Below are 22,690 nucleotides of genomic sequence, written 5' to 3' on the forward strand. Positions count from 1 at the left end.
CGCGATGGCGGTCTGTCAGTGAAACTGTGGTGACTGACAGACCGCCATCGCGAGCAGGCTCGCTCCTACAGGGTAAGTCGGTGATCACTGGCGCAGGCGTTGGCAGCTCCTTGGTATCGACTTGCACATCTGCAAAAACGAAAACGGCCAACCCGAAGGTCAGCCGTCATTGCCGCTGAAATTGTTCATGGTGTCATGCGAGTCGACCTCGTACCTCCTGTTTGACACCCCAGCCCTCGATGATGCCGCCCAATGGCTCGACGACCGCTTCAAAACCCTGCTCGAAATCGCCGATATCATCGTAAGTGGCGTACATCACCTTGCTCAGTTCGAGCGCCCATGCGCCGTCATCGCGCACGCTGATTTGCGCATTCAGGGATTCTCCGCGGTAATGACCTGCCGCCCGGCGTGCCCCCTCCTCGTCCGGGAAAATGGCGTAGAACTCGATGGGATGAAACCGTGAAAAGTCGAAACCGCCTTCTTTCATGCGGCGCAGCACGCTGCTGCTGATGTCTTCTTGATAGGCTGTGCTCATGAAACGTCCTCCTCAATTTGATGGATAGACTTTCCGTACTCCCTGCGCACGCACCCCAGAACTGCGGCGGTTCGGCAACTGATGTGCCGGCGGGAAACAAGCATGGAGCTGACAAGACCAGACCTTAGCGATCCATTCGCTGATCTCGATTGCAGAGTAGCCCCAAGATAGAGGCGCTGCCAAGGTCTGGCCCAGATTAAGACAGGTGTCGTTCAGATTGGCGTGATGCCGAGGATTTGTATGCTGTTCTGCGCTTTCAGGCTTTTGACCGTCGGATTGTCGGTGCGACCTTCCAGATCATTCAGATCGAGTTCGGCAGCGACCGGAAGGCGCCGCGCGCGGATGAGTTTGGCGGCTTGCTCGTTGTTCGGGCATTCCGCGCTTTCGAATACCTCGTCAACCTGTTCGCCGTGATCATCTACGAAGGTGACTTTCCACTTTTGCATTGGTGCCTCCTCGATAAAATCCATGGACGGGCCTACACCTATCTCGACCTGTTAGCTGGCTAATTGTTCCGATGCATCTGCCAACACTGGCCAATGTGGGAGCGAGCAGGCTCGCTCCCACAGGGTTTCAGTCGTTGCTTGGCTTGTTCACTGCCTGCAATACATATTGCGGCAAGGCGAAAGCGCCAATGTGGATCTCAGGATTGTAGTAGCGCGTGACGATACCGCTGCCGGCGAAACGCTGTTGCAGGGTTTCGCGAGTCAATTTGCGATACGCGGTATTGGTTGCGCCCCAGGCGAAGGTCATCGAGCCGCCGATATAGGTCGGCACGGCCGCCTGGTAGAAGTGCCAGTCCGGGAACAGGCTGCGCAGGCGACCAGCGGTGGTTTTGACTTCTTCGATCTGCATGAACGGCGTGCCGTTCTGCGTGACCAGAATGCCGCCTTCGTTCAGGCAGCGATGGCAGGCCTGATAGAAGTTTTCCGAAAACAGCACTTCACCCGGCCCGATCGGGTCGGTGGAGTCGGAAATGATCACGTCGAACTTCTCGGTGGTGGTGGCGACAAAACGCATGCCGTCATCGATCACCAGGTTCAGGCGTGGATCGTCGTATGCACCTTTGGAGTGGTTCGGCAAAAACTCCTTGCACATATCGACCACCGTACCGTCGATCTCGACCATGGTGATGTGCTCGACGCTGCGATGCTTGGACACTTCACGCAGCATGCCGCCGTCGCCGCCGCCAATGATCAGTACACGCTTGGCGGCGCCATGGGCCAGGATCGGCACATGGGTGAGCATTTCGTGGTAAATGAACTCATCGGCTTCAGTGGTCTGGATCACGCCGTCCAGCGCCATCACCCGACCCATGCGCGGGTTTTCGAAAATCACCAGATGCTGGTGCTCGGTGCGCACTTCGTGCAGCAGTTTGTCCATGCGAAAACGCTGGCCATAGCCTTCGTAGAGGGTTTCCAGGTAGTCGCTGGCAGGAGTGTTGCTCATGGGAAGTGCTCCGATGAATGCGGGTGGCAACGGACGGTTACCCGCCCATGATGGCCAATCGATTACCTCGATTGACCGGGAAAGGCGCGCATTCTACGTCGCCGAACATGACAGGTCGAACATCCATTGCTTCCCCGGCGACGAACTTGTAGGAGCGAGGCTTGCCCGCGAAGCAGGCACCGCGATTCAACTGCTACAGTGCGGCGCTCCCTTCGCGGGCAAGCCTCGCTCCTACAGGTTTGATGTTATCGCTCAGACCCGCACATCCCCCCGCGGTCCCGCTATCGCCCAGATAATCAGCCCCAGCACCGGGAGCAAGGCGATCAACAGCACCCAAAGGATTTTCATCCCGGTTTCGGCGCCACTTTTCAGCACATTGATGATTGCCCAGATGTCCAGGGCAAGAATGATCAAGCCGACAAGGCTATTGAACGTGGAACCCATGGTGAAGCTCCCGAAGTAGGTAATGTCCCTTAGGATAGCCGGCCCCGGCCAGGGTTCCTTTTTTTTGACAGCTTTGCTGCCTCAGACGTGGATGGCCACTTTCAGGGCTTCCAGGGAAGGCGCGGCGGCGATGCCGACTTCGGCGCACAACTCCAGAACCCGTGGCACGTCGTTGCCGTAGACCAGCACTACCTGCAGCTCGTCGTCGAGCAACTGACTGAAGTTCATCAGCGTATAGCCGCCGTTTTCCTTGTTCAGGCTGCTCATTTGCACCTGGATGCGATTCAAAGCCGTCAGCGCCTCGGTCCTGGCCAGTTGCTTGGGCTTGAGGTTGAACTCGACGCCCGGCCCGAACGAAGCAACGATCCGGGTGAACAGATCCACGTAAGTGTCCGCCTGGAACAACACGGTATCCGGCAGGCTGCCCACCACCACCCACTCGCCCAGCGGGATCGGGAACGTGTCGTCGTAATTGATATCCGCATTGGCCGCGAGAAAGCCCTCGGCATCGGCGTAAGCCTGGGCCGCCTCGTCAGCCACCTTGAGAATTTCATCTTCGCCCATGCAGCCGGAGCTGATTTTGCTGATGAGTTCGACGAGTGCGGCTTTCATGGGGTAGGTCCTGTAGCGAGGGGATTTTGAGGGCGCGAAGGATAACGCATTGCGCGCGGTTATTGCTTATGTAGGAGCGAGCACGCTCGCGATGGTAGGCGGGACGCCACGGGGTGTCAGGCTGCCAGCGTCATCGTTGACGACCATCGCGAGCTTGCTCGCTCCTACAGGTACAGGGGTTAGGCGAGCAGTTTTTCCAGCTGCGCCACGGTGTCGAGGGCACCCATGGTTTTTGCCGCCTCCAGTGCCGTGATGCCGTTGGCGTCCTTGGCGCGCGGGTCGGCGCCCTGGCTGATCAGGTAGTCGACGACTTCGACGCGGTTGAACATCGCAGCCATCATCAGTGCCGTACGGCCATCGAAGGACGACCCCTCCACTTGTGCACCGCCTTCAACCAGGGTCTTGACCATTTGCAGATCGCCCTTGAACGCTGCACCGGCAATCGGGCTCTGGCCGTTGTCGTTGCGGATTTCCGGATCGGCCTTGTGCCCGAGCAGAACCCGTACCGCGTCCACATGACCGTGATAGGCGGCCAGCATCAGCAAGGTATCGCCCTTGTGGTTGCGCAGGTTGGTTGGCAGCCCGCCGCTGATCAGCCGATCGAGCATCTGTGCATCGCCGGTTCGTGCACGATCGAATACCTGTTCGGCAAACTGTGCAGCCTCTTCGGGGGTCATCTGGCGGCCTTTGTCTGACATTGAATGCTCCACTTTCAGTCATTTTCAAAGCCGACAGTTTCCCGAGCAGCTTCGGCACTGTCACTTGTTTTTTCCGAAACGGGCCAATAGCCATATTCCATGGCGGCAGATTCAATAGCGGTACTGGCCGCCCTGGATGCTCGCCAATACCTGTTCGGTGACCTGTATATAAGTGTCGGTTCCCGGCAGCCAGGCGTAGATCGGGTCATCGCCGGTCCGGCCCGGGTCGAACGCTTCATCCTTGAGCCGGACTTTCTGGTACTTGAAGGTTCCCGTGGTCTCCATTTTCACCTTCACCCGCAGGAATAACGGTACCGCGTAGGCCGGCAACTGTTGCCGGGCGAACGCCAGCAGTTCGCCAAAATCCAGGGTCGCCAGGGATTCGGCGGGCGTGATCGCGGCCATCCCGGCCCGGCCATTGGTGTTGTGGATCTCCACACCGTAAGCCACGGCTTCGGAGATCTGCGGGTGTTTGAGCAGAATGTTCTCGACCTCGGTGGTCGAGACGTTTTCGCCCTTCCAGCGGTAGGTGTCGCCAAGACGATCGACAAACTGTGCATGACCGAAACCGATGCTGCGTAGCAGGTCGCCGGTATTGAAGTAACGGTCACCCTTGACGAACACATCGTGAAGCACGACTTTCTCGGTTTTTTGCGGGTCGGTGTAGCCATCCAGCGGTGCCATGTCGTCGATTTTTGCCAGCAACAATCCCTGCTCGCCCTTGCCGACCTTGCGCATGAAGCCATCGGCCCCACGGGTCGGCTCACCACGGTCATGGTCGTAGGCCACCAACGCCCAGGACATCAGGGAAAAACCGACCGTGTTGTCGAAATTCAGAATGTTGGTGAAACCGATATTGCCGTCACTGGCGGCATACAACTCACAGATGTGATTCACGCCAAAACGCGTCTTGAACGCGTGCCATGCGCCGGGGCGCAAGCCATTGCCGATCATTTTGGTCACGCTGTGCTGGCGATCTTCGGCACCGGGCGGTTGCTCTACCAGGTATCGACACAATTCGCCGACGTAACCGATGGTGGTCGCGCGGTATTTGCGTACATCGCTCCAGAACTGGCTGGCGCTGAACTTGCGGCGGATGGCAAACCCGCAAGCGCCGATGATCGCCGAGCCCCAGCACACGCACAGCCCCGTGGCGTGATACAGGGGCAAGGTGCAATAGACGACATCGTCGGGCTTCATATCCAGCGCGACCATCCCGAAGCTGGCCGAACTGCGCATCCAGCGCCCGTGCTTGAGCACACCAGCCTTGGGCAACCCGGTGGTGCCCGAGGTGTAAATATAGAAACAGGGATCGTCGAAGAATACCTGCCGACTGCTGGCCGGATTATCGCTGCAGGCATCGACACTGGCCGATATCAGGTTGACGAACCCTTCGGGGGCAATGCCGGGATGGTTGAACGTGTCCTGATCGGCGATAAACCAGGTCCGCGCAGCCTCGATGGACACCCGCTCACGGACCGTCAGAAACGTCGCCACCAGTTCTTCTCCGACCACAATGGCGGCCGGCGCCACCAGATTCAGGCTATGGGCCAGGGTGTCGCGGGTCTGAGTGGTATTGAGCAAGGCACTGATCGCGCCGACCTTGGCCACAGCCAGTAACGTCACCAACAGTTCCGGACGGTTCTCGATGAAGACCGCCACCACATCGCCCTTGCCGATGCCCTGATCGATCAGGTGATGGGCGATGCGGTTGGCCCACCGATTGACCTGTGCATAAGTCAGCGAAACATCACCGTAGAGCAAGGCCGGGCCATTCGGATTGCGCAAGGTCGTTTGTTCGAAACTCCAACCCAGGCCACACGCCTGGGTCGGATCCGTGACGTTGGCGAGCTTCATTCCCTTGACCACGCGCGGCAGGACTTTGGCGATGGAAGGCAGCTTGCGGAGCATCATGCCCCAGGTGATCGTGTCGCTTGAGATGCGGCTCATGGCTGCTCCCGTTCGGTCTTCTTATTGTCGGGCGGCATGGTTTGAAAGCCCGAAAATACGTCAACGGTTCTTGAGCTGTACACGCGGTTTTTGAAATGTTTTGTATCCGCGGCGCGCCTGCTCCCAGCACCCGCGGGACCGCGAGCACCGACACGCCGAATGGTTCAGTCGAATCGCCGACGACCACGCAAAATGCAGGATGCACGATGGCCATCCGTGCAAATTGCACGAGAACGACAGCCGGTCAAATTTATAACCATCTGTTTTTAAACGAATTTATAAATATTCGGATGCTGGCACAATCGCTGCACTGTTCTGCCCATGTTTGTCATTCAAGCGCTGACGGAGCAGAAAGACATGAACCTGATTCAGGAAAAGTTTTCATCCCTGTTCTCCAACTTCGACGTCACCACCCAGAACCGGCCTGATGGCGGGATACTGCTGACCCTGAGCAACGCCGCGGGCAAAGTGTTCAAGCGCTCGATTTCCTATCAGCAACTGCACAATGGCGATCAACTGTCGTGGGTCATCAGCGCAATTCGCCGCGACCTTGCCGAACAGGCCAGCGAACTGCCGCAGATTTCCATGCTGCAGAGCCAGCAGCGGTTTGCGCTGCCGACGTATCACTCACTGTAGGAGCGAGCATGCTCGCGATGGTCGTCAACGATGACGCGGGCTGTCTGGATGCCCGCGGTGTCTGGACCTCCATCGCGAGCATGCTCGCTCCTACAGGTTTTGTGCATTGTTTTAGAAGGTTGAGGGATCGATCCGGGCGAAGCTGTCCACTGTGACGTGCCCCGCCAGCTCACCGCCCTCTCGTGCCAGCCCGCAGGTGGCCATTCCGGCCGCACGCGCCGCGTCCAGCTCTTCGACGATGTCCGACAGGAACAAAATCTGCGCGGCCTCGACGTTGATCGCCTGGGTGATGTTGGCGTAGGACTGCGCTTCACGCTTGGGTCCGGACGTGGTGTCGAAGTAGCCGCTGAACAGCGGCGTCAAATCCCCTGCCTCCGAGCAACCGAAAATCAGGCGCTGAGCCTGGATCGAGCCGGAGGAGTAAACGAACAGTTGATAACCCGCCTCATGCCAGCGCTTGAGCGCCTCAACGGCGTCCGGGTAGACATGCCCCTTGAGTTGACCGGCCTGATACCCCTGCTCCCAGACCATTCCCTGCAAGGCCTTGAGCGGCGTGGCCTTGCGGTCTTCGGCGATCCAGCCCAACAGGATGTCGATGACCCGCTCGACATCCGCCTGCGGCTGGTTGCTGTCGCGGCGCACGGCGTCCAGCTGTGCCGCCACATCGGCACGGGTGGCGTGCTGGCGAACAAAGTCCGGCAGGTGCCTGGCGGCATAGGGAAACAACACGTCGAACACAAAGCTCACCGCGCTGGTGGTGCCTTCGATGTCGGTGAGAATCGCTTTGATCGGCATCGACTCAGTCCTCGAGACGCGGGAATTGGCTGGCGATGTCTTCGCCGGTGAAATTGGCCACCCAGCCTTCCGGATTGTTGAACAGGCGAATGGCGACGAAATGCGGATGCTCGCCCATGTCGAACCAGTGCTTGGTCCCGGCCGGCACCGAGATCAGGTCGTTCTTTTCACACAGCACGGCGTAGACGTAATCGTCGATGTGCAGGGTGAACAAGCCGCGACCGGCGACGAAAAAACGCACTTCGTCTTCGCCGTGGCGGTGTTCGTCAAGGAACTTGGCCCGCAATTCGGCCTTTTGCGGGTGGTCGCTGTTGAGGCTGATGACATCGACCGTGATGTAACCGCGCTCGGTCATCAACCGGTCGATTTGCTCCCGATAGGCGGCGATCACCTCTTCCTGGCTGGCACCGGGCTGGATCTTCGTTGCGGCTTGCCAGCGATCGAAACGCACGCCCTGCTCGGCCAGGGTAGAGGCGATATCTTCGAAATGGGTCAGCACCTTGTTGGGTATTTCAGGGCTGGAGACGTGATAGACGGACAGGCTGCTCATTGGGCGATTCCTCGGTATCGGCCGCACCGTCCGGTTTGTGGACACCGGTCGGGCGCGGTACTGCATCAGGCGAAAGGCGACGTGTGGTGGTGTCTGCCGTTAACGATTCAATACGCTGCGGGTCTTCAACTCGCACTCGAACAAAAATTCAAAGGCTTCGATCTGCCGCAACGCGTTGCTCATGCGTGCGCCCCAGGTGTAGAGACCGTGCCCGCGAATCAGGTAGCCGACGCAATCGGGATGGGCGTCGAGCCAAGGCTGCACCTTGCCGGCCAGTCGCGCAATGTCCTGATCATTGTCGAAAATCGGCACCCGAACCCGGGATTCATGGGTCGAAACGCCGCTGAAGGCTTTTTGCAGTTCGTAGTCTTCGAACTCGATGAAATCCCCAGGCGTCAGTCGCGACAGGACCGTGGCGTTGACCGAGTGAGTGTGCAGCACCGCACCGATTTCCGCACGCCAGCTATAAAGCTGCGTATGCAACAGGGTTTCGGCGGACGGCTTTTTGTTCGGCTCCAGGCTGTTGCCCGACAGGTCGGTGGCCAGTACATCGTCAGGGCCCAACTGGCCCTTGTGTTTGCCCGACACCGTCAGCAAGGCTTCGGTCGGCGACAAGCGGGTCGAATAATTGCTGCTGGTGGCCGGCGACCAGCCGCGGCCATACAGAAAGCGCCCGGCTTCGATGATTTCCTGGGCGAGGTGTTCACGGGTAAGGCTCATGGCCTGTCCTCTTGCATGCGTGTGGCAATGATAACGGCAGCCGCGAGGGCTGCGAGACTGGCAATACTAAAGGTGCAGGCGGCGCCGAGGGCATTCCAGCTGTAGCCGGAATACAGCGCGCCCATTGCACCGCCGGTGCCGGCCAGTGCCGCGTACAACGCCTGGCCCTGGCCTTGCTGGCGCGCTCCGAAGCTACGTTGCACGAAGGAAATGGCAGCGGCGTGAAAACTGCCGAACGTGGCGGCATGCAGCACCTGGGCAAACAACAGCACTCCGAGATACTGGGCAAGCGAACCGAGCAGCAACCAACGCAGTGCCGCCAACAGAAAACTCGCCAGCAGTACCCGACGCAGCGAGAAGCGCGTGAGGATCCTGCTCATGGCCATGAACATCAGCACCTCGGCCACGACACCGACGGCCCATAGCATGCCGATCACGCCACGGCTGTAGCCCAGTCGCTCAAGGTGCAGGGTCAGGAAGGTGTAATACGGACCATGGCTCATCTGCATCAGCGCGACGCAGGCGTAAAACGCCAGCACACCGGGACTGCGCAATTGCGCGAGGAACCCCTCCCCCGTCTTGCGTTCGCCCTGGGCAGGCTGCGCGTTCGGCACCCACAGACTGCTCAGTACGATCCCGGCCATGATCAACACCAGCGCCGCCGGGTAAATGTCCAGGCTCAGCCATTCGAACAGGCGCCCGAGCGCGACCACCGTGATGATGAAACCGATGGAGCCCCACAGGCGAATCTGGCTGTAGCGCGAAGTCTGTCCCTGCAAATGCGCCAGCGTGATGACTTCGAACTGCGGCAACACCGCGTGCCAGAAAAACGCATGCAAGGCCATGACCATCGCCAGCCAGGCGTAGGTCTTGCTGACGAAAATCAACGAAAAGGTCAACAGCGTACACACCGCGCCGAACCGGACGATGGCCAGCCGTCGCCCCGTGTAGTCGCCGAGCCAGCCCCAGATGTTCGGCGCCACGCAGCGCATCAGCATCGGGATCGCCACCAATTCGCCAATGCGTGCCGCGGAAAATCCCAGGTGATCGAAGTACAGCGCCAGAAATGGCGCTGTAGAACCGAGCAAGGCGAAATAGAACAGGTAGAAACTGGACAGCCGCCAGTACGGGAGCGCCGCCACGCCCTTCACGCCGCAGCGGCTTGAAGATCAGCCATTAAAGCTGACCCAGTACCGGAGTGCTCACGCGCACGTCGGCATTCTGCCCGCGGTGGCGCAACAGGTGATCCATCAACACGATGGCCATCATCGCTTCGGCAATCGGCGTGGCGCGAATGCCGACGCACGGGTCATGACGGCCCTTGGTGATGACGTCCACCGGGTTGCCATGAATATCGATGGAACGACCCGGCGTGGTGATGCTGGAAGTCGGCTTCAACGCCAGGTGCGCCACGATGGGCTGACCGGAGGAAATGCCGCCGAGAATGCCCCCGGCATTGTTGCTGAGGAAACCCTGCGGGGTCATTTCGTCGCGGTGTTCGGTGCCGCGTTGGGCGACACAGGCGAAGCCGGCGCCGATTTCCACACCCTTGACCGCGTTGATGCTCATCAGCGCATGGGCCAGTTCGGCGTCGAGGCGGTCGAAGATCGGCTCGCCCAGGCCCGGCATCACGCCTTCGGCCACGACGGTGATTTTCGCGCCGACCGAATCCTGGTCGCGGCGCAACTGGTCCATATAGGCTTCCAGTTCCGGCACCTTGTCCGGATCAGGGCTGAAGAATGCGTTCTGTTCGACCGAGTCCCAGGTCTTGAACGGAATTTCGATGGGACCGAGCTGGCTCATGTAGCCGCGAATCACAATGCCCTGGGTCGCCAGGTATTTTTTCGCAATGGCACCGGCCGCGACGCGCATCGCCGTCTCGCGCGCCGAGCTGCGACCGCCGCCGCGGTAATCGCGCTCGCCGTACTTGTGGTGATAGGTGTAGTCGGCATGGGCCGGGCGGAACAGATCCTTGATGGCCGAGTAGTCCTTGGACTTCTGGTCGGTGTTGCGGATCAACAGGCCGATGGCGCAACCGGTGGTGCGACCTTCGAACACGCCGGAGAGGATTTCGACTTCGTCGGCTTCCTGGCGTTGGGTGGTGTGACGGCTGGTGCCGGGTTTGCGGCGATCCAGGTCGCGCTGCAGATCCTCCAGGGAAATCTCCAGGCCCGGCGGACAGCCATCGACAATGGCGACCAACGCCGGACCATGGCTTTCGCCAGCGGTGGTGACAGTGAACAGCTTGCCGTAGGTATTGCCGGACATGCAGGACGCTCCGTGAAATCGAACCCAAGTACGTAATGCGCGCCAGTATACGCAGGCTACCCAAGTAGTTCATCCTCGAACCTTATGGGTGTCTGCCAGTCCAACCGGCATCTTGTTCATAATGGCCTGATGATGCTGCGAGTTTTAATCTTGAGTCTTACCCTGATCAGCGGCTTTGCCCAGGCAACCGTCCTGCAACGACCCATCACCCTGGACACCGGAACCGGCACGCTCTTCGGCTCACTGCTGCTGCCCAAATCCGACTCGCCGGTACCGGTTGTCCTGATCATTCCGGGCTCCGGCCCGACCGATCGCGACGGAAACAACCCCGATGGCGGACGCAATGACAGCCTCAAGCGCCTGGCCTGGCTGCTGGCCAAGCACAACATCGCCAGTGTGCGCTACGACAAACGCGGCGTGGCGGCGAGCCTCGCGGCCACCCCGGACGAGCGCAACCTGACGGTGGAGGCCTATGTGGCCGACGCCCAGGCCTGGGGACGCAAGCTCAAAACCGATCCACGCTTTGGCCAACTGATTTTGCTCGGTCACAGCGAAGGCGCGTTGATTGCCAGTCTCGCCGCACCCGGCGTCGATGCGGATGGAGTGATTTCCGTGTCCGGCAGCGCCCGGCCGGTCGATCAGGTCCTGCGCCAGCAATTGGCTGATCGCCTGCCACCGCCCTTGATGCTGCGCAGCAACCAATTGCTCGACAGCCTCAAGGCCGGGAAACCCGACGAGAACGTGCCGCCGCCGTTGCAGGCGATTTTCCGCCCCAGCGTCCAGCCGTACCTGATCTCCCTGTTCCGCCAGGACCCGGCAGCCGCTTTCTCCCGGTTGAAGATGCCGGCGCTGATCATTCAGGGCAGCAACGACATTCAGGTTGGCGTCAATGACGCCCGCTTGCTCAAGGCGGCCAAACCGGATGCCGAACTGGCATTGATCGAAGGCATGAACCACGTCATGCGCATCGTGCCCGATGACATCAAACGCCAGGTGGCCTCCTACAACGATCCGAATTTGCCGCTGGCAGCGGAATTGGGCACGCGCATCCTGGGGTTTATTGACGGAATTCGCACCCGTTAAGCGCCGCTGGGGGCGTTCTCAACTGATTTCACGCCGTGAAAACCGGTTGAGAACGCTCCCTGGCCCTCCAGTCCTGAAAAAAACGGCCGATAAGCCTTTGTCGCCAGCGCAATCGCGGGTGGCACGCCAAGCTTGGACAGGATCTCGCCGTTATGACCGACACCCAGACTTCACCCGACACCACCGCTGAACAAGACGCACCGCCAGCGGTCGAGCTGCCCTGGGCGGACGTCCACGTCGAGCACCACAAAATGCTCCGCCTGGCGCCGTTGCAGACCGATCGCAACACCGGCGGGCGCCCCCTGCGCTTTGTCGAATTCGGTTACGCCGAACGCAACGACAAGTTGCACAGCCTGATGCGCATGAACATCACCTTGCCCGGCCAACGCGTGCGCAAGGAACAGAATCATCTGGACGTGTGGGTCGATCACACCGAGAAACGCGTGCATTTCGGTCCGGACAGCGGCTTGCAGATCGAACCGCTGAACCGTGGCATTGGCCGCTTCCTGGCCGCCCAGGGCATTAACTGGGCGAAAAAGCGCTGGCCTGGCTACACGGTCGACGGCACCGACCTGAACAACAAGGACGCACTCAACGAAGACACGCGCCTGCGTCGCGATCACTTTTTGCGCGTGCATGGTTTCGATGTGGTGTATGCCGATGCCCAGCATCTCAAAGGCAGCATCAAGGACGTGAAGGTCGGCGACCTGAAAGGCGACTGGAACACTGAAAAGCTGCAGGTCGTGGAAATCCTCGAGGCTGCGCAGATGCTTCAGCAGGCTGAGCAGAACCTGGCTGAGCAGGAAGTCAAACTCAAGCAGCACGAAGAGAAAGTCAGCAAGTACAAACGCGAGGACGCCGGGTTGCGTTTCACCATTACCTGTCTGGTGGCGTTTGCGGTGTTTCAGGCGGGGTTGTTGATCTGGATTGCGACGCACCGATAACCCGAGACGCCGTTATCTTCTGTAGGAGCGAGCATGCTCGCGATGGATCCGAGGGCGACGTGTTTATCCAGAAAACACGCGTTATCGTTAACGTCCATCGCGAGCGTGCTCGCTCCTACAGGTCAAGGCAATTCGAGGTCAGATGCGGGACGCGAACAGCGCCTGATGATCCCGGCATTGCTCGGCGGTCAGCATGAACACGCCGTGCCCGCCCCGCTCGAACTCCAGCCAGGCGAAGTCGACTTCCGGGTACAGCGCTTCGACATGTACCTGGCTGTTGCCGACCTCGACAATCAGCAAGCCCTTTTCGGTCAGGTGATTGGCCGCTTCGGCGAGCATGCGCCGCACCAGGTTCAAACCGTCGTCACCACACGCCAGGCCCAACTCCGGTTCATGCTGGTATTCGTCCGGCATGTCGGCGAAATCCTCGGCGTCGACATAGGGCGGGTTCGACACGATCAGGTCAAAACGTTGTCCCGGCAATCCATCGAAACCATCGCCCTGCACGGTGTAGACCCGCTGATCGACGCCATGACGCTCAATGTTCTGGTTGGCAACCTCCAGCGCCTCGAATGACAGATCGCCCAGCACAACCTCGGCGTTCTGGAACTCGTAGGCACAGGCGATACCGATGCAGCCCGAGCCGGTGCACAGATCGAGAATTCGCGCGGGCTCGGCACCCAGCCACGGCTCAAAACGGTTTTCGATCAGCTCGCCAATCGGCGAACGCGGGATCAATACGCGCTCGTCGACAATGAACGACAGGCCGCAGAACCAGGCTTCGCCCAGCAGGTAAGCGGTCGGTACACGCTCTTCGATGCGACGCTTGAGCAACGATTGCAGGTGGACGATTTCGTCCTCTTCAAGATTGCAGTCGAGATAGTTGTCCGAAATTTCCCACGGCAAGTGCATGGCACCCAACACCAGTTGACGGGCTTCGTCCCAGGCGTTGTCGGTCCCATGGCCGAAAAACAGATCCTCCCCATGGAAGCGGCTGACGGCCCAACGGATATGGTCTCGCAGGGTACGAAGGCGGGAAGTGATCACGACGGCAGACTCCAGAAAAATCGAGGGGCGATTCTATCAGTCAAACGTCGCCGCGACGACGCGGGAAAAACACCGGAGCAAATGTAGGACTATTCTATTTTTTCGGCTCGGTCTTGAACAAAACGGACCACTTGACAACGCTGCACGCCAGTAACGACGGTGCCTACGATGGAAGCGATTCACAGAAGCGCTCAGCCAGAGGAGAATGTCGCAAAAGCCCCACCCCAAGGAGCCCCCCAGAATGTCCGTTCCACAAACGATGTTTCAACTCAGCGGCCGTGGTTATGCAGCAGCCAAACTGAGTCATGCGACCCTGATTATCATCGATGCCCAGAAAGAGTACCTCAGCGGCCCCCTGGCCCTGAGCGGCATGGATGCGGCTGTCGCGAACATCAAGAAACTGGTCACCGCCGCCCGCGCTGCCGGCCGGCCGATCGTGCATGTCAGCCATCTCGGCACCGTCGGCGGGCTGTTCGACCCGCGTGGAGAACGCGGGCAATTCATTCCAGGGCTGGAGCCACTTGCCGGCGAAATCAAGATTGAAAAAATCCTGCCGAGTGCCTTCCATGGCACGGACCTGAAAAAACGCCTGGAGGATCTGGGCTCGGTGGACCTGGTGGTTTGCGGATTCATGAGCCATTCCAGTGTCAGCACCACGGTACGGGCAGCGAAGAACCTGGGGTTCCGTTGCACACTCGTGGAAGATGCCTGTGCCACCCGCGACCTGCCCTACAAGGGCGGGGTGCTGAGCGCCGAGCATGTCCAGCAGACCGAAATGGCGATCATGGCGGACAACTTTGCAGCCCTCGCCCTGACCAACGACCTGGTTTGATAGATCCTTGCGCGAGCGGCCTGGAACGCCGCTCATCCGCAAAAGCGTCTCGCTTGCCGTAATTGTCTTAGCCTCAGGAACATACCGGTCAACACCCGGTCGAAGGGCCGATACCCACTGAGGAAGGTCGGAATGAAGTTATCCGATGGTTTTGACGCTCGCCGATTGCGGCCCAAAGGCCAACGCAATTGGCGTTTTCGAATCGGCGCGACAATCGCTGCGCTGCTGGCAATGAGCGGCGTGCTGCTGGCCATGGCCGGAGCCGCCAGCCTGCTTGGCCGCCTCCCCGCCCTTGGCGAGTTGAACACCAACCGGGTGGGCGCGGGGGTGATTCTGGCAATCGGCCTGTTCGTGCTCTACCTGGGTGTGTTGTTGTGGCGTCGCTGCCGGCGCCGGTCGCGACAGGCACAGGGGCTGAACATGTCGCCGCACCTGATGAAAAAACACGACTGAGCCCACGCCGGCAACGAATCGCCGTGTGTTTTTCCACGTCCCCCATTCGCTTGGAGTTGGGTACACTGGCCGCCCTTCGCGGAGGCTGACATGCAAGACGACGATTTTTCCCTGTTCAAAAGTGCGATCCAAGGCGTCAAGCCGATCAAGCACGATCGCGCCGAAACCGGCAAACCCAAGGCTGACCGCGCGCAGATCGCCAAGCTGCGCCAGGCCGCCACGGTGCGCAGTGAAACCACCACAGTGGACGGGCTGTCCGATCAGTTCGTCATCGACGTCGGCCCTGAAGACGAGTTGATGTGGGCGCGTGACGGTGTGCAGGAAAGTCAGATGCGCAAGCTCAAGATCGGACAGATTCCCTTCGAAGGCAGCCTCGACCTGCATGGCATGACCGTGGAAAAGGCGCGGGAAACCCTCTGGGCCTTTCTGGCCGAAGCCACGCGATTCGAAATCCGCTGCGTGCGCGTCACCCATGGCAAGGCTGTGCGCCTGGATGGCAAGCGGCCGATGATCAAAAGCCACGTCAACACCTGGCTGCGCCAGCATCCGCAAGTACTCGGCTTCACGTCCTGCCAGGCGAAACATGGCGGCGCCGGAGCGGTTTATGTGATGCTCAAACGAACCATGATGGAAGGTCGCGACGAGTAAAGCTGATGCGTCATGCTTGCAGCGTCGTGTCCGTCACCGTACCCTTGCCCTTTGCGTAAAATCCCACAGGTAGTTTCATGTCCCTGGAACAGAATTACACCGCGATTCTCGGCCAATTGGGCGAGGACGTGTCCCGTGAAGGCCTGCTCGACACGCCAAAGCGTGCCGCCAAAGCCATGCAGTACCTCTGCCGCGGTTATGAACAGACTCTGGAAGAGGTCACCAACGGTGCCTTGTTCAGCTCCGATAACAGCGAAATGGTGCTGGTCAAGGACATCGAGCTGTACTCGTTGTGCGAACACCACCTGCTGCCGTTCATCGGCAAGGCCCATGTTGCCTACATCCCGAGCGGCAAGGTGCTGGGGCTGTCGAAAGTCGCGCGCATCGTCGATATGTACGCTCGCCGCCTGCAGATCCAGGAGAACCTCAGCCGCCAGATCGCCGAGGCGGTCCAGCAGGTCACCGGCGCGCTGGGCGTTGCCGTGGTGATCGAGGCCAAGCACATGTGCATGATGATGCGCGGTGTGGAAAAGCAGAATTCGTCGATGATCACCTCGGTGATGCTCGGTGAGTTCCGCGAAAACGCAGCGACCCGCAGCGAATTCCTCAGCCTGATCAAGTAATTGGCAGTGCATGAAAAACCGGCGTTCATCGCCGGTTTTTTTTCGCCTGTGAAAATCAGGTAAGCTGCGCGCCCTTCTTCATTTGCCCCGTGAGGTTTGCAACGTGTTCGTCAAAGCGCTTCGTGTCGGCCTCGGCCAATTGATCATCTTCATCGACTTCCTCACTCGCCCCGGCAAGAAGCAGCGTCCCGCCGCCGCTCAAGCCCAGGTCGAAGCGGCTGCCAAGGGCCTGACCCTGTATCAGTTCCACGCCTGCCCGTTCTGCGTGAAGACCCGCCGCACCCTGCGCCGTCTCAATGTGCCGGTGGCATTGCGTGATGCGAAAAACAACGAACAGGATCGCCAGACCCTGCTGGAGCAAGGCGGCAAGATCAAGGTGCCATGCCTGCGTATCGAGGAAAACGGCCAGACCACCTGGATGTATGAGTCCAAGGTAATCATCGATTATCTGGATAAGCGGTTTGCGGCGGTCTGATTATTTTTGTTGAGGCTGGTGGCCTCTTCGCGGGCAAGCCTCGCTCCTACAGATATAACCCCCCTTCCCGCGCAAATAAACCGGCCCCGAAAGCCGGTTTATTGTTTCTACCCGCAAGCCACCTCAGCCAAGCCCGCCAATCCTGAGCCCTCAAGACTCTATCCCTGTGGGAGCGAGCCTGCTCGCGATGACGATATAGCGTCTTTCTCAAACTTTTCGTCGACAAAACCAAAAACATTATTTGCATTCTTTGTATACAAAAGCATAATCCACTTCGTGCGAGTTTCTGACCAACAGGTCAACAAATTCGCAAGCGCCTCAAAGGACCGCTGCCACCCCCTCGGGTCCGGTCCTGGAAATAAAAATAAAACTCTTGAGGAGTACTCGCTGTGGAAAGCCGCAAATCCGAAGCATCGACGCTGGATCTCTCGCCGCCTTTACGCACTGGCTGGCTGGAGCGCATCTTCAAACTCAGCTTGCATGGCACCACGGTGAAGACCGAGTTGATTGCCGGTCTGACAACCTTCATCACCATGGCCTACATCATCTTCGTCAACCCCAACATCATGGCTGACGCAGGGATCGACCATGGCGCGGCGTTCGTCGCCACGTGTATCGCCGCCGCGCTCGGTTGCCTGTTGATGGGCCTGTACGCCAACTGGCCGGTCGGCCTGGCACCGGGCATGGGGCTGAACGCCTTCTTTACCTACACCGTGGTCGGCACCATGGGCTACAACTGGGAAACTGCGCTCGGTGCGGTGTTTGTTTCCGGTGTGTTGTTCATGATCCTGACCTTCTCGCGGATCCGCGAATGGTTGCTCAACAGCATTCCGGTCAGCCTGCGCTTCGCCATGGGCGCCGGCGTGGGCCTGTTTCTGGGGCTGATCGGCTTGAAAACCGCCGGCATCGTCGTCGATAGCCCGGCGACCCTGATCAAGCTCGGCTCCCTGCGCGAGCCCGGCCCGCTGCTCGCCGCCGTGTGCTTCCTGATGATCGCGATCCTCAGCTATCACAAGGTGTTCGGTGCAATCCTCATCAGCATCATTACCGTGACCCTCGCTGGCTGGGGCCTGGGGCTGGTGCACTACGAAGGGATCATGTCGGCACCACCGAGCCTCTCCCCGACCTTCATGGCCATGAACGTCGCCGGTGTATTCAATGTCAGCATGATCAGCGTGGTGCTGGCCTTCCTGTTTGTACACATGTTCGACACCGCCGGCACCTTGATGGGCGTTGCCCAGCGCGCCAACCTGGTGGCCGCCGATGGCCGGATCGAAAACCTTTCCCGCGCGATGAAAGCCGACAGTGCTTCCAGCGTATTCGGTGCGGTGGTGGGTGTTCCACCGGTCACCAGCTATGTGGAAAGTGCCGCGGGTGTTGCCGCGGGTGGTCGCACCGGCCTGACCGCCGTGACCGTTGGCGTGCTGTTTATCGCGGCCATGTTCTTCGCCCCGCTGGCCGGGATGATCCCCGCCTACGCAACTGCCGGTGCGCTGATTTATGTAGCGATGCTGATGATGGGCGGCATGGCCCACATTGAATGGGATGAAGCGACCGATAGCATTCCGGCCATCGTTACCGCCATCATGATGCCCCTGACTTTCTCGGTTGCCGACGGTATCGCGCTGGGCTTCATCACCTACGTGGCGTTGAAGGCCGGCACTGGCAAGTACAAGGAAATTTCCGTAAGCCTGTGGGTGCTCTGCGCGATTTTCATCGCCAAGTTCATCTTCTTGTAGACCTTACGCGTTTCAATCCAGCCTCACCCCGCCGGGTGAGGCTTTTGTGCAAATGGAGGAAAGTGATGAGTCTGGAAACCTGGCTGCTGTTCAGCGGCGCGGCACTGGTAGTGATCCTGATCCCGGGACCGCTATCGTTGTTGATGATCAGCAACAGCCTGAACTACGGCCTGCGCCGTTCCTGGCCGGCGTTTCTCGGCGGTGTGACCGCCTCGATCTGCCTGTTGAGTGCTTCGGCCCTGGGCCTTGGCGCACTGCTGCTGGCATCGGAGCAATTGTTCAGTGCCTTGAAAGTCGTCGGTGCGCTGTATCTGTTCTATCTCGCCTGGCAGAGCTGGCAGCAGTCGCGCCAACCCTCCCACGGTGCCGAAGTACCCCAGGCAGTGCCGGTGCCGCGTTTTCGCGCATTGTTCGGGCGCGCATTCGTGCTGGGTGCCAGCAACCCGAAAGACATTCTGTTCTTTGCCGCTTTTCTGCCGCAATTCCTCAGCGCCGGGCAGCCGTTCCTGCCGCAGCTGCTGACGATGATCGCCACCTGGACCCTGCTCGACCTGATGTGCAAGTTGGCTTATGGCCTGGGCGCCCACGGAGCGGCGCGTTATCTGCGTAGCGGCAAGGGCCAGAGCTGGTTCAACCGGATCAGCGCAGGATTGTTCAGTGGAGCAGGCGCAGCGTCCCTGCTGAGCCGCTAAAACCTGTAGGAGCGAGCATGCTCGCGATGGGCGTCAACGAAAACGCGGGCTGTCTGGGTGCCCGCGTTATCCGTACCTCCATCGCGAGCTTGCTCGCTCCTACATTGGGAACGCGCGCCCCTGTAGGAGATGGCGTCAGATCAGGCACCACATTCACCAGACGAAAAAAAGCCCGCAGTGTGGGCGGGCGAAAGACCAAAGAAGCTATATGCGCAGTCGCTTCCAGGGCAAGGCAGCTGCTTGGGGGATCAGCTGCCGCGGTAGGTGGAATAGCTGTAGGGCGAAATCAGCAGCGGCACATGGTAGTGATCCTGTTCGGCCGAGATGCCGAAGCGCAACACCACCACATCCAGGAACGCCGGCTCCGGCAACTGAACGCCACGGGCACGGTAGTAGTCGCCCGCATGGAATTGAACCTGATAGACCCCGGTGCGGTAGTCATCGCCTTGCAGCAATGGTGCATCCACACGGCCATCGCTGTTGGTTATCGCACTGGCGACCAATTCCAGCTGCGATCCTTCAACGCGGTACAACTCGACCTTGATCGAGCTGCCCGGGCAACCGTGTGCTGCGTCCAAAACGTGTGTTGTCAAACGTCCCATTGATTCTGCGCGCCTGCCTGCGTGGAAGCAGTCAGACCTCGCGCCTCCCGAAGTCAGTTGAAAAGGAGACCGCACCGATTCGGAGCACGAAAAGCTGCGGCGAGTGACTGATTAAGACACTTTTCAAAAAAATTGTACACAATAAAAACGACATTTCTGCTTCCAGCAACGCCACCGGCGGATTTTCCGCCGATTTGCCGCCCAAGCGCACGATTGCTCACCCTCTGCTCTAAAAATTGACCGGTCAGGCAGATTTCTTGCAGCCGCAGGCCAATAGCAGGCGAAGATGACCGTTAGCGAAAAATGCAAAAAATCAGGCTTACAAAGTGAATATAAAGTTGTATACAATCAACCCATCGTCGTGACACCAGCCTGACCTTTCACCTGCAGGCTCGTCTCACAAACCCTGACTTTGCATAAGCCACGAATAAGAAGGAAGACTGCAGTGAGCGCTGACTACCCACGCGACCTGATCGGTTACGGCAGTAACCCTCCTCACCCACACTGGCCGGGCAACGCCCGTATCGCCCTGTCCTTTGTGCTCAATTACGAAGAAGGTGGCGAGCGCAACATTTTGCACGGCGACAAGGAATCCGAAGCCTTCCTCTCGGAAATGGTCGCCGCCCAGCCATTGCAGGGCGCCCGTAACATGAGCATGGAATCGCTCTACGAGTATGGCAGTCGCGCCGGGGTCTGGCGGATCCTGAAGCTGTTCAAGGAATTCGACATTCCGCTGACCATTTTCGCCGTAGCCATGGCCGCCCAGCGTCATCCGGATGTGATCCGCGCCATGGTCGATGCCGGCCACGAGATCTGCAGCCACGGCTATCGCTGGATCGACTACCAGTACATGGACGAAGCCCAGGAACGCGAGCACATGCTCGAAGCGATCCGCATCCTCACCGAAATCACCGGCGAGCGTCCGCTGGGCTGGTACACCGGCCGCACCGGCCCGAACACCCGTCGGCTGGTGATGGAAGAAGGCGGCTTCCTCTACGACAGCGACACCTATGACGACGACCTGCCCTACTGGGAACCGAACACCCCGACCGGCAAGCCGCACCTGGTGATCCCCTATACGCTGGACACCAATGACATGCGTTTCACCCAGGTCCAGGGTTTCAACAAGGGCGACGATTTCTACGAATACCTCAAGGACGCGTTCGACATGCTGTACGCCGAAGGCGCCGAGGCACCGAAGATGCTGTCGATCGGCCTGCACTGCCGCCTGATCGGCCGTCCGGCGCGTATGGCTTCGCTCAAGCGCTTTATCGAATACGCTAAGAGTCATGAACAGGTGTGGTTCAGCCGTCGCGTGGATATCGCCCGTCACTGGCAAGCGACCCACCCGTATCCAGGGGCTGCCAAATGAGCACCTTCCAGACCGTCAAACCCTCGACCCTCGGCCGCGACGCCTTCGTCAAAGCGTTCGCCGACATCTACGAACATTCGCCATGGGTGGCCGAAAAGGCCTTCGACCTGGGCCAGGACGCCTCGATCGACCAGATCGAAACCCTGCACCAGCGCATGAGCGACATCCTGTTGAGCGCCGATCACACCAGCCAACTGGCCCTGATCAACGCTCACCCGGACCTGGCGGGCAAAGCTGCCGTCCAGGGGCAACTGACCGAAGCCAGCACCAATGAACAGGCTGGCGCCGGTATTCACCAATGCACGGCCGAAGAGTTCCAGCGCTTCACCGAGCTGAACGACGCCTATAAAGCCAAGTTCAAGTTTCCCTTCATCATGGCGGTAAAAGGCAGCAACCGGCATCAGATCCTCGCAGCGTTCGAAACGCGCATCCACAACGCGGTGGACACCGAGTTCAAGTGCGCGCTGGCGGAGATCAACAAGATCGCCCTGTTCCGATTACTGACCCTATAGCAAGCCCGGCCCCTGGATTTCATGAACGCCGAAATCACCCGGGGCCTGGCAAGTATCCCAAGCCACTTATTTAAAGGCAGACAAGAAGAATGAAAGCTTACGCCGTACCTTTCGAGAAGTTCGTCAACCTGGCCGACGCCCGCCTGGGCACCAAAATCATCTCGGTCACCGATGACTGGTTCGCAGACGCCAACCGTCTGTTCCAACCGACCCCGGCCGTGTGGAAGGAGGGCGTGTTCGATGACAACGGCAAGTGGATGGATGGCTGGGAGTCGCGCCGCAAGCGCTTCGAAGGCTACGACAGCGCGGTGATCCGCCTGGGTGTGCCTGGCTCGATCAAGGGCGTGGACATCGACACTTCATTCTTTACCGGCAACTTCCCGCCATCGGCATCCCTGGAAGCCTGCTTCCTGGCCGAAGGCGAGCCGAACGAGAACACCCAGTGGACTGAAGTGCTGTCGGCCGTCGAGCTGCAAGGCAACAGCCATCACTATCACGAAATCAACAACGACCAGGCCTTCAGTCACCTGCGCTTCAACATCTACCCGGACGGCGGTGTAGCCCGCCTGCGCGTTTACGGTATTCCGTACCGCGACTGGTCGGCCGTGGGCGACAACGAGCAAGTCGACCTGGCCGCAGCCCTCAACGGTGGCCGCGCCCTCGCCTGCTCCGATGAACACTTCGGCCGCATGAGCAACATCCTCAACCCGGGTCGTGGCATCAACATGGGCGACGGCTGGGAAACCGCGCGTCGTCGCACCCCTGGCAATGACTGGGTGATCGTCGCACTGGGCCATGCCGGCGAGGTCGAAAAAGTCATCGTCGACACCCTGCACTTCAAGGGCAACTACCCGGACAGCTGCTCGATCCAGGGCGCCTTCGTGAAAGGCGGCACCGACAGCCAGATCGAAACCCAGTGGCAAAAAAGGCCTGTTCGACCTCGGCAATGCCGAGATCATCCTGCCCGCCGCTGCCGATGCCCAGGCTCCACTGCGTCATCGCGGTCGTTAT

The 22,690-nt window shown here is 59.7% G+C and carries 27 protein-coding genes and 1 pseudogene; 14 read left to right on the top strand and 14 right to left on the bottom strand.

What is annotated here, in order from left to right; translation table 11 throughout:
- Window positions 1-193 precede the first annotated feature (193 nt).
- The 7 genes from ACQKP2_RS26075 to ACQKP2_RS26105 form a co-directional block, all read right to left on the bottom strand.
- The gene (locus ACQKP2_RS26075) at window positions 194-535 is read right to left on the bottom strand and encodes a ribonuclease E inhibitor RraB (RefSeq protein WP_427580691.1); all 342 of its coding nucleotides are present in this window, start codon (window positions 533-535) and stop codon (window positions 194-196) included.
- 212 nt (window positions 536-747) lie between these two features.
- Window positions 748-981, bottom strand: coding sequence for a hypothetical protein (locus ACQKP2_RS26080; protein ID WP_150772594.1), 234 nt, complete (start codon window positions 979-981; stop codon window positions 748-750).
- Between the two features lie 127 nt (window positions 982-1,108).
- Window positions 1,109-1,984 (bottom strand): polyamine aminopropyltransferase, encoded by an 876-nt coding sequence (speE, locus tag ACQKP2_RS26085; RefSeq protein ID WP_427580693.1) that lies wholly within the window; start codon window positions 1,982-1,984, stop codon window positions 1,109-1,111.
- A gap of 252 nt (window positions 1,985-2,236) precedes the next feature.
- A complete protein-coding gene (locus ACQKP2_RS26090; protein ID WP_427580695.1) occupies window positions 2,237-2,428 on the bottom strand; it encodes a PLDc N-terminal domain-containing protein in 192 nt (63 codons plus the stop codon).
- A gap of 81 nt (window positions 2,429-2,509) precedes the next feature.
- A complete protein-coding gene (locus ACQKP2_RS26095; RefSeq protein ID WP_427580696.1) occupies window positions 2,510-3,040 on the bottom strand; it encodes a hypothetical protein in 531 nt (176 codons plus the stop codon).
- Between the two features lie 179 nt (window positions 3,041-3,219).
- Window positions 3,220-3,738: an ankyrin repeat domain-containing protein gene (locus ACQKP2_RS26100; RefSeq protein WP_427580698.1), complete on the bottom strand. Its 519-nt coding sequence runs from the start codon at window positions 3,736-3,738 to the stop codon at window positions 3,220-3,222.
- Window positions 3,739-3,849: 111 nt separating this feature from the next.
- Window positions 3,850-5,688 carry a long-chain-acyl-CoA synthetase gene (locus ACQKP2_RS26105; protein ID WP_427580700.1) on the bottom strand — a complete coding sequence of 613 codons (1,839 nt, stop codon included), beginning with the start codon at window positions 5,686-5,688 and terminating at the stop codon, window positions 3,850-3,852.
- A 357-nt stretch (window positions 5,689-6,045) separates the two neighbouring features.
- Between ACQKP2_RS26105 and ACQKP2_RS26110 the strand changes: the two genes are divergently transcribed.
- The gene (locus ACQKP2_RS26110; RefSeq protein WP_427580732.1) at window positions 6,046-6,324 is read left to right on the top strand and encodes a DUF3509 domain-containing protein; all 279 of its coding nucleotides are present in this window, start codon (window positions 6,046-6,048) and stop codon (window positions 6,322-6,324) included.
- A 111-nt stretch (window positions 6,325-6,435) separates the two neighbouring features.
- Here the strand turns inward: ACQKP2_RS26110 and mtnC are convergent, their stop codons facing one another.
- The 5 genes from mtnC to aroC all read right to left on the bottom strand — a co-directional run bounded on the left by mtnC (window position 6,436) and on the right by aroC (window position 10,657).
- Window positions 6,436-7,119, bottom strand: a complete 684-nt coding sequence (mtnC, locus tag ACQKP2_RS26115; RefSeq protein WP_427580701.1) for an acireductone synthase — start codon at window positions 7,117-7,119, stop codon at window positions 6,436-6,438.
- A 4-nt stretch (window positions 7,120-7,123) separates the two neighbouring features.
- Complete coding sequence (locus ACQKP2_RS26120; RefSeq protein ID WP_427580703.1) at window positions 7,124-7,669, bottom strand: 1,2-dihydroxy-3-keto-5-methylthiopentene dioxygenase; 546 nt, start codon at window positions 7,667-7,669, stop codon at window positions 7,124-7,126.
- 99 nt (window positions 7,670-7,768) lie between these two features.
- On the bottom strand, window positions 7,769-8,389 hold the full coding sequence (locus ACQKP2_RS26125) for a methylthioribulose 1-phosphate dehydratase (RefSeq protein WP_427580705.1): 621 nt from the start codon (window positions 8,387-8,389) through the stop codon (window positions 7,769-7,771).
- Window positions 8,386-9,531 carry an MFS transporter gene (locus tag ACQKP2_RS26130; RefSeq protein WP_427580707.1) on the bottom strand — a complete coding sequence of 382 codons (1,146 nt, stop codon included), beginning with the start codon at window positions 9,529-9,531 and terminating at the stop codon, window positions 8,386-8,388. Before ACQKP2_RS26130 ends, ACQKP2_RS26125 begins: the two co-directional genes overlap by 4 nt.
- A gap of 34 nt (window positions 9,532-9,565) precedes the next feature.
- A complete protein-coding gene (gene aroC / locus ACQKP2_RS26135; protein ID WP_427580709.1) occupies window positions 9,566-10,657 on the bottom strand; it encodes a chorismate synthase in 1,092 nt (363 codons plus the stop codon).
- An 84-nt stretch (window positions 10,658-10,741) separates the two neighbouring features.
- On the opposite strand from aroC, the gene ACQKP2_RS26140 reads away from it, so the two are divergent.
- Both ACQKP2_RS26140 and ACQKP2_RS26145 read left to right on the top strand, forming a co-directional pair.
- The gene (locus ACQKP2_RS26140; RefSeq protein WP_427580711.1) at window positions 10,742-11,740 is read left to right on the top strand and encodes an alpha/beta hydrolase; all 999 of its coding nucleotides are present in this window, start codon (window positions 10,742-10,744) and stop codon (window positions 11,738-11,740) included.
- Window positions 11,741-11,892: 152 nt separating this feature from the next.
- Entirely contained in the window at window positions 11,893-12,684 is a 792-nt protein-coding gene (locus ACQKP2_RS26145; RefSeq protein ID WP_427580713.1) for a hypothetical protein, read from the top strand.
- A gap of 138 nt (window positions 12,685-12,822) precedes the next feature.
- Here the strand turns inward: ACQKP2_RS26145 and prmB are convergent, their stop codons facing one another.
- A complete protein-coding gene (gene prmB, locus ACQKP2_RS26150; RefSeq protein WP_427580715.1) occupies window positions 12,823-13,731 on the bottom strand; it encodes a 50S ribosomal protein L3 N(5)-glutamine methyltransferase in 909 nt (302 codons plus the stop codon).
- A 241-nt stretch (window positions 13,732-13,972) separates the two neighbouring features.
- Here prmB and ACQKP2_RS26155 point away from each other — a divergent pair, with 241 nt between their 5' ends.
- The 7 genes from ACQKP2_RS26155 to ACQKP2_RS26185 all read left to right on the top strand — a co-directional run bounded on the left by ACQKP2_RS26155 (window position 13,973) and on the right by ACQKP2_RS26185 (window position 19,193).
- Window positions 13,973-14,563, top strand: coding sequence for a cysteine hydrolase family protein (locus tag ACQKP2_RS26155; RefSeq protein ID WP_008057272.1), 591 nt, complete (start codon window positions 13,973-13,975; stop codon window positions 14,561-14,563).
- A gap of 132 nt (window positions 14,564-14,695) precedes the next feature.
- Window positions 14,696-15,016 (top strand): hypothetical protein, encoded by a 321-nt coding sequence (locus ACQKP2_RS26160; protein WP_427580717.1) that lies wholly within the window; start codon window positions 14,696-14,698, stop codon window positions 15,014-15,016.
- Between the two features lie 90 nt (window positions 15,017-15,106).
- Window positions 15,107-15,664 (top strand): Smr/MutS family protein, encoded by a 558-nt coding sequence (locus ACQKP2_RS26165; RefSeq protein WP_427580719.1) that lies wholly within the window; start codon window positions 15,107-15,109, stop codon window positions 15,662-15,664.
- A gap of 77 nt (window positions 15,665-15,741) precedes the next feature.
- On the top strand, window positions 15,742-16,287 hold the full coding sequence (folE, locus tag ACQKP2_RS26170) for a GTP cyclohydrolase I FolE (protein ID WP_060541549.1): 546 nt from the start codon (window positions 15,742-15,744) through the stop codon (window positions 16,285-16,287).
- Window positions 16,288-16,390: 103 nt separating this feature from the next.
- Complete coding sequence (locus tag ACQKP2_RS26175; RefSeq protein WP_095196822.1) at window positions 16,391-16,762, top strand: glutathione S-transferase N-terminal domain-containing protein; 372 nt, start codon at window positions 16,391-16,393, stop codon at window positions 16,760-16,762.
- Window positions 16,763-17,151: 389 nt separating this feature from the next.
- Window positions 17,152-18,501, top strand: a complete 1,350-nt coding sequence (locus tag ACQKP2_RS26180) for an NCS2 family permease (RefSeq protein ID WP_427580721.1) — start codon at window positions 17,152-17,154, stop codon at window positions 18,499-18,501.
- A gap of 65 nt (window positions 18,502-18,566) precedes the next feature.
- On the top strand, window positions 18,567-19,193 hold the full coding sequence (locus ACQKP2_RS26185; protein WP_427580725.1) for a LysE family translocator: 627 nt from the start codon (window positions 18,567-18,569) through the stop codon (window positions 19,191-19,193).
- A 248-nt stretch (window positions 19,194-19,441) separates the two neighbouring features.
- Here the strand turns inward: ACQKP2_RS26185 and uraH are convergent, their stop codons facing one another.
- Window positions 19,442-19,795, bottom strand: a complete 354-nt coding sequence (gene uraH / locus ACQKP2_RS26190; protein WP_008031462.1) for a hydroxyisourate hydrolase — start codon at window positions 19,793-19,795, stop codon at window positions 19,442-19,444.
- A 445-nt stretch (window positions 19,796-20,240) separates the two neighbouring features.
- Between uraH and puuE the strand changes: the two genes are divergently transcribed.
- The 4 genes and pseudogenes from puuE to ACQKP2_RS26210 all read left to right on the top strand — a co-directional run.
- Window positions 20,241-21,167, top strand: coding sequence for an allantoinase PuuE (puuE, locus tag ACQKP2_RS26195; RefSeq protein ID WP_427580728.1), 927 nt, complete (start codon window positions 20,241-20,243; stop codon window positions 21,165-21,167).
- Entirely contained in the window at window positions 21,164-21,679 is a 516-nt protein-coding gene (uraD, locus tag ACQKP2_RS26200) for a 2-oxo-4-hydroxy-4-carboxy-5-ureidoimidazoline decarboxylase (protein WP_427580730.1), read from the top strand. The genes puuE and uraD overlap by 4 nt, the downstream gene beginning before the upstream one ends.
- 89 nt (window positions 21,680-21,768) lie before the next feature.
- A pseudogene (gene alc / locus ACQKP2_RS26205) lies at window positions 21,769-22,596 on the top strand (allantoicase); the annotation flags it as partial.
- 40 nt (window positions 22,597-22,636) lie between these two features.
- On the top strand, window positions 22,637-22,690 hold a 54-nt coding region (locus tag ACQKP2_RS26210; protein ID WP_427580734.1), incomplete at its 3' end, for a hypothetical protein.

Source organism: Pseudomonas sp. NPDC089569 (genome assembly GCF_050280625.1).
Lineage (GTDB): Bacteria > Pseudomonadota > Gammaproteobacteria > Pseudomonadales > Pseudomonadaceae > Aquipseudomonas.

What these genes read in the sequence shown, in the direction of transcription:
- ACQKP2_RS26075 (WP_427580691.1), bottom strand. Translation starts at nt 535, where the DNA reads ATGAGCACAGCCTATCAAGAAGACATCAGCAGCAGCGTGCTGCGCCGC.
- ACQKP2_RS26080 (WP_150772594.1), bottom strand. Translation starts at nt 981, where the DNA reads ATGCAAAAGTGGAAAGTCACCTTCGTAGATGATCACGGCGAACAGGTT.
- speE (WP_427580693.1), bottom strand. Translation starts at nt 1,984, where the DNA reads ATGAGCAACACTCCTGCCAGCGACTACCTGGAAACCCTCTACGAAGGC.
- ACQKP2_RS26090 (WP_427580695.1), bottom strand. Translation starts at nt 2,428, where the DNA reads ATGGGTTCCACGTTCAATAGCCTTGTCGGCTTGATCATTCTTGCCCTG.
- ACQKP2_RS26095 (WP_427580696.1), bottom strand. Translation starts at nt 3,040, where the DNA reads ATGAAAGCCGCACTCGTCGAACTCATCAGCAAAATCAGCTCCGGCTGC.
- ACQKP2_RS26100 (WP_427580698.1), bottom strand. Translation starts at nt 3,738, where the DNA reads ATGTCAGACAAAGGCCGCCAGATGACCCCCGAAGAGGCTGCACAGTTT.
- ACQKP2_RS26105 (WP_427580700.1), bottom strand. Translation starts at nt 5,688, where the DNA reads ATGAGCCGCATCTCAAGCGACACGATCACCTGGGGCATGATGCTCCGC.
- ACQKP2_RS26110 (WP_427580732.1), top strand. Translation starts at nt 6,046, where the DNA reads ATGAACCTGATTCAGGAAAAGTTTTCATCCCTGTTCTCCAACTTCGAC.
- mtnC (WP_427580701.1), bottom strand. Translation starts at nt 7,119, where the DNA reads ATGCCGATCAAAGCGATTCTCACCGACATCGAAGGCACCACCAGCGCG.
- ACQKP2_RS26120 (WP_427580703.1), bottom strand. Translation starts at nt 7,669, where the DNA reads ATGAGCAGCCTGTCCGTCTATCACGTCTCCAGCCCTGAAATACCCAAC.
- ACQKP2_RS26125 (WP_427580705.1), bottom strand. Translation starts at nt 8,389, where the DNA reads ATGAGCCTTACCCGTGAACACCTCGCCCAGGAAATCATCGAAGCCGGG.
- aroC (WP_427580709.1), bottom strand. Translation starts at nt 10,657, where the DNA reads ATGTCCGGCAATACCTACGGCAAGCTGTTCACTGTCACCACCGCTGGC.
- ACQKP2_RS26140 (WP_427580711.1), top strand. Translation starts at nt 10,742, where the DNA reads ATGGGTGTCTGCCAGTCCAACCGGCATCTTGTTCATAATGGCCTGATG.
- ACQKP2_RS26145 (WP_427580713.1), top strand. Translation starts at nt 11,893, where the DNA reads ATGACCGACACCCAGACTTCACCCGACACCACCGCTGAACAAGACGCA.
- ACQKP2_RS26155 (WP_008057272.1), top strand. Translation starts at nt 13,973, where the DNA reads ATGTCCGTTCCACAAACGATGTTTCAACTCAGCGGCCGTGGTTATGCA.
- ACQKP2_RS26160 (WP_427580717.1), top strand. Translation starts at nt 14,696, where the DNA reads ATGAAGTTATCCGATGGTTTTGACGCTCGCCGATTGCGGCCCAAAGGC.
- ACQKP2_RS26165 (WP_427580719.1), top strand. Translation starts at nt 15,107, where the DNA reads ATGCAAGACGACGATTTTTCCCTGTTCAAAAGTGCGATCCAAGGCGTC.
- folE (WP_060541549.1), top strand. Translation starts at nt 15,742, where the DNA reads ATGTCCCTGGAACAGAATTACACCGCGATTCTCGGCCAATTGGGCGAG.
- ACQKP2_RS26185 (WP_427580725.1), top strand. Translation starts at nt 18,567, where the DNA reads ATGAGTCTGGAAACCTGGCTGCTGTTCAGCGGCGCGGCACTGGTAGTG.
- uraH (WP_008031462.1), bottom strand. Translation starts at nt 19,795, where the DNA reads ATGGGACGTTTGACAACACACGTTTTGGACGCAGCACACGGTTGCCCG.
- uraD (WP_427580730.1), top strand. Translation starts at nt 21,164, where the DNA reads ATGAGCACCTTCCAGACCGTCAAACCCTCGACCCTCGGCCGCGACGCC.